Here is a 3442-nt window from a genome sequence, read left to right as displayed (position 1 = left end):
GGCCGGGCGCGGGGCGGCCGGACTCGGCGGCGAGCTCGGCGCGCAGCCGGGCGCGCAGCACCTGCCAGCCGTTGCGGGGCAGCCAGGTGAGAGCGGGCTCGTCGAGGCCGCCCTTGAGCAGCGTCACGAACTCGGCCAGCTCCGGGGTGGCGCGCAGCTCGTCGAGCAGCCAGTCACCGGCGGTCTGGTACTCGAAGCCCAGCAGGCTGCCCGGGGCGGACAGGTCCCCGACGGTGGTGAGCAGGCGGGCGGCCTGGTCGGCGTCGAGGTAGGGCAGCAGGCCCTCGACGAGCCAGGTGGTGCGTTCGTGCGGCCGCAGGCCCGCGCGGGTCAGCGCGGTCGCCCAGTCGCCGGCGAGGTCGGCGGGGACGGTGATCCGCTCGGCGCGCGCGGTGGCGTGCCGGGTGTCGAGGACCGCCTGCTTGAACGTCAGCATCTCCGGCAGGTCGACCTCGAACAGCCGGGTACCGGCGGGCCAGGACAGCCGGAAGGCACGGGTGTCCAGGCCCGCGGCGAGCAGGACGAGCTGGCGGTGGCCGTCGCCGGCGGCGCGGGTCAGGTAGTCGTCGAAGAAGCGGGTGCGGTGCACGCCGTGGGAGTCGACCACGTCGATGAAGCGGGCGAACGCACCGCCGGGGCCGGCGGCGGCGGGGCCCCCGGCCGCCTCGACGAACGCCTCCGCGTAGGGGTCGTCGAAGAGCCGGTCGCGGCGCGCACTCTCCCGGGCGCGGACCCACGCCATGCCGACGGCGGTCAGGCCCACCCCGGCGGGAACCTCGATCTGACTGGACGCAGCCCTGAAGGTCATAACTGACGGTAACTCGATCGTCGCATCTTGGCCGAACCTACGACTACCGAGCGTTACCGACTGCGGCGAGTGGACGCGGGTCGGCGGTCAGAACGACACGTCGCCCGTCTCGGACTGACCGATCTTGTGGCAGGTGGAGCTGTCGCGCAGGTAGCCGAAGGCGAACGCCTGGGCGCGCTGACGAGGCGAGCCGTGGGCGTCGGGGGCGCTGGCGGGCTCCTGGGAGAACCAGCCGCCACGGGTGTCGCCGAGGCTGTAGAACAGCAGCGCGCCCTGCACGGCGTCGGAGACGGCGATCCGCCCGGCGTCGTGCGCGGCGGAGGCCTGCCGCCCGGCGAAGCAGTCGGCCTGGTTCTCCTCGGCGCGGGAGACGACCCCCAGGTTGCCGCCGATGCGGTCGCCGCGGTGGGACAGTTCGTGCATGAGGACGAACAGCGGGTAGGTGGGACCGCCGACCTGAGCCAGCTCGTCGAGAAAGTCGACGCTGTAGGCGACCGTGTCGTCGAGCGTGCAGTAGAGCGCGTTGTCGGCGAACTGGCGGGGGTCGTTGACCTGCCGGCCGCAGGCGTCGTCGGGCACCTCGCCGTCGTGGTAGGGGACGAAGCGCGGCGCCGTCCAGGCGTCGCCGAGCTCGCCGTGCCAGAAGGTGTTCAGTCCGCCAGGGCAGCCGACCGGCTCGTTGATGAGCCGTTCGACGTCCTGCACGTCGGTGACCTTGGCGCCGCACGACGGGCTCGACGCCGCCGTGGCGGCGCTCAGCGTCCCGCCGGCGGCCGTGGACGGCCCGCCGACGGCGCGCGCCGACGACCCGTCAGGGTCGCTCACGGCCGACCCGCGGGTGGCTGTACTCGCGCCGATACCGGCGGCAGCATTGAGGGGACCACCTGTCGCAGAGGCGTTGCAGCCGGCCAGAAGGCCGACAGACATGACGATCGCGGCCAAGGCCGCCCAGATGACCCGCACGACGGTCAACCGTAGAGGCGATCGTTTCCGTCCGGGGAACCGTCGACGTCACCGCGAAGGTCGTCGAGGGTGCGCCGCTGCTGCGCCGGCGGGGCGCCACGGGCCCGGGGGCGCCCGGGCGCCGGGCTCTTCTGCCCGCGTCGCCGCGGTCCCCTCTCGGCCAGGGCAACCCGAATAGCCGCAGGTAGAGCGACTGTGAAGGGGCTCATCACCGCCGGCGGGAGGCTGGCCGGGACGGCGGCGAGGCCGGTTCCACCGGAGCACAGGGCGATGACGGTATACGCGATCAGGATCGCGAGACCGACCAGAGTGGCCGAAGCTATGACCACTTTCACCAGTAGATCGGCCGGTAAGGGGGGTGCCGGCACCGGCCCGTTCGGGGGACGTCGGGCCACGGGCGACCGCCATCGAATGCAAAACCATCATCGAGTGCATCTGCACGTGCATGATGCCATGCTGAAGCCGGGTGCATCCGACAAACGCGCCGGCTACGACGGACCGGGTCGGACCGGGCGGCTACGCGGCCTCAGTCGATGCCGACCGCGACGGCCAGCGTGGGCTGGACCGGGGCGGGCAGCCATCCCGCCGCGGCGCGGCCGGGCACCTGGCGCCAGCCCAGCCCGGGGGTGAGCAGGGTCAGCGCACCGGAGGTGTGCCGGCGCGCCAGCGGGATGCGTTCCTCCCAGCGGGCGGGGCCCGCGGCGGTCGGCTGGACGAGTCCGACGACGAGCTCCCCCGGCAGCATCGCGGCGCCGGCGCCGATCTCCTCGGCGCCCACCGGCTGCCCCGACGTGACCACCACCGTCGCGTCGATCACCGTCGGACCGGTCACCGTCGCACCGGTCACCGTCGCACCGGTCACCGTCGCACCGGTCACCGTCGCGTCGGTCACCGTCGCGTCGATCACCGTCGCACCGGCGGGGTTCCCGGCGGCCGGGGTCGCCGGGAAGGTCAGGGTCTGCGCGCCCAGTCGCACGTAGGCGACTGCGCCGGCGGCGGCCCCAGGGCCGCCGGCGGGCAGGCGAGCAGTCAGGTGAACCCGGATCCGCTCCCCGCTGACCTGGCGCAACCGGGTGAACGAGCCGTGGAAGCTGGCGGGCACCGCCGGGTCGACGATCTCGTCCGGGCGCAGCCGGTACAGCGCCCGCCCCGGCATCCGATCGGGCAGAGTCGCCGTCGCGGGGCCCAGGTCGGCCGCGTACAGGACGCGTCCGTGCAGGTCCGGCCGGTTCCGCAGGGTCTGGTACGGCACCTGGGTGTACCGGCTGGGCACCTGCGGCGTCACGACGACCACCGCCGGGGCCGGGTAGCTGGCCGGGAGCAGAGCGGCGAGGAAGGCGTTGCGGTTGTTGACCCAGTGCTGCCCGTCGATCTTGCCGGGCAGCGCCGACGCGGTGAGCAGGACCATCGTCACCGCGACCACGCCGGCCACGGTGGGCCGCAGCACCACGGCCCGCGGGAGGGCGGCGGCGGCCGACCACAGCCGGCGGGCGCCGTCCGCGGCGAGGATCAGGATCGGGCTCAGCGCGGCGAGATGGTAGTGCGGTCCGAGTCCGTCGCGCAGCCCCGGCATAGCGAACGCCGAACCCCACCAGAACAGGTATCCGCCGGCGACCGCGGCCACCGTCGCCACCAGCAGCAGCCGCTGCGCGCGGCGCGCCGCGACCACCG

General features: G+C 74.1%; 2 protein-coding genes and 1 pseudogene. All 3 read right to left on the bottom strand.

Annotated elements, in window-relative coordinates; genetic code table 11:
- On the bottom strand, window positions 1-808 hold an 808-nt coding region (locus ND748_RS28325; RefSeq protein ID WP_251749248.1), incomplete at its 3' end, for an SAM-dependent methyltransferase.
- 87 nt (window positions 809-895) lie between these two features.
- On the bottom strand, window positions 896-1780 hold the full coding sequence (locus tag ND748_RS28320) for a metalloprotease (RefSeq protein ID WP_251749247.1): 885 nt from the start codon (window positions 1778-1780) through the stop codon (window positions 896-898).
- A 517-nt stretch (window positions 1781-2297) separates the two neighbouring features.
- Window positions 2298-3442 (bottom strand): annotated as a pseudogene (locus ND748_RS28315) (hypothetical protein); the annotation flags it as partial.

The sequence above is a fragment of the Frankia sp. AiPs1 genome (assembly GCF_023716945.1).
Lineage (GTDB): Bacteria > Actinomycetota > Actinomycetes > Frankiales > Frankiaceae > Frankia.
The sequence above is the reverse complement of the archived record's forward strand: the minus strand, read 5'-3'. Positions and strand labels throughout refer to the sequence as shown.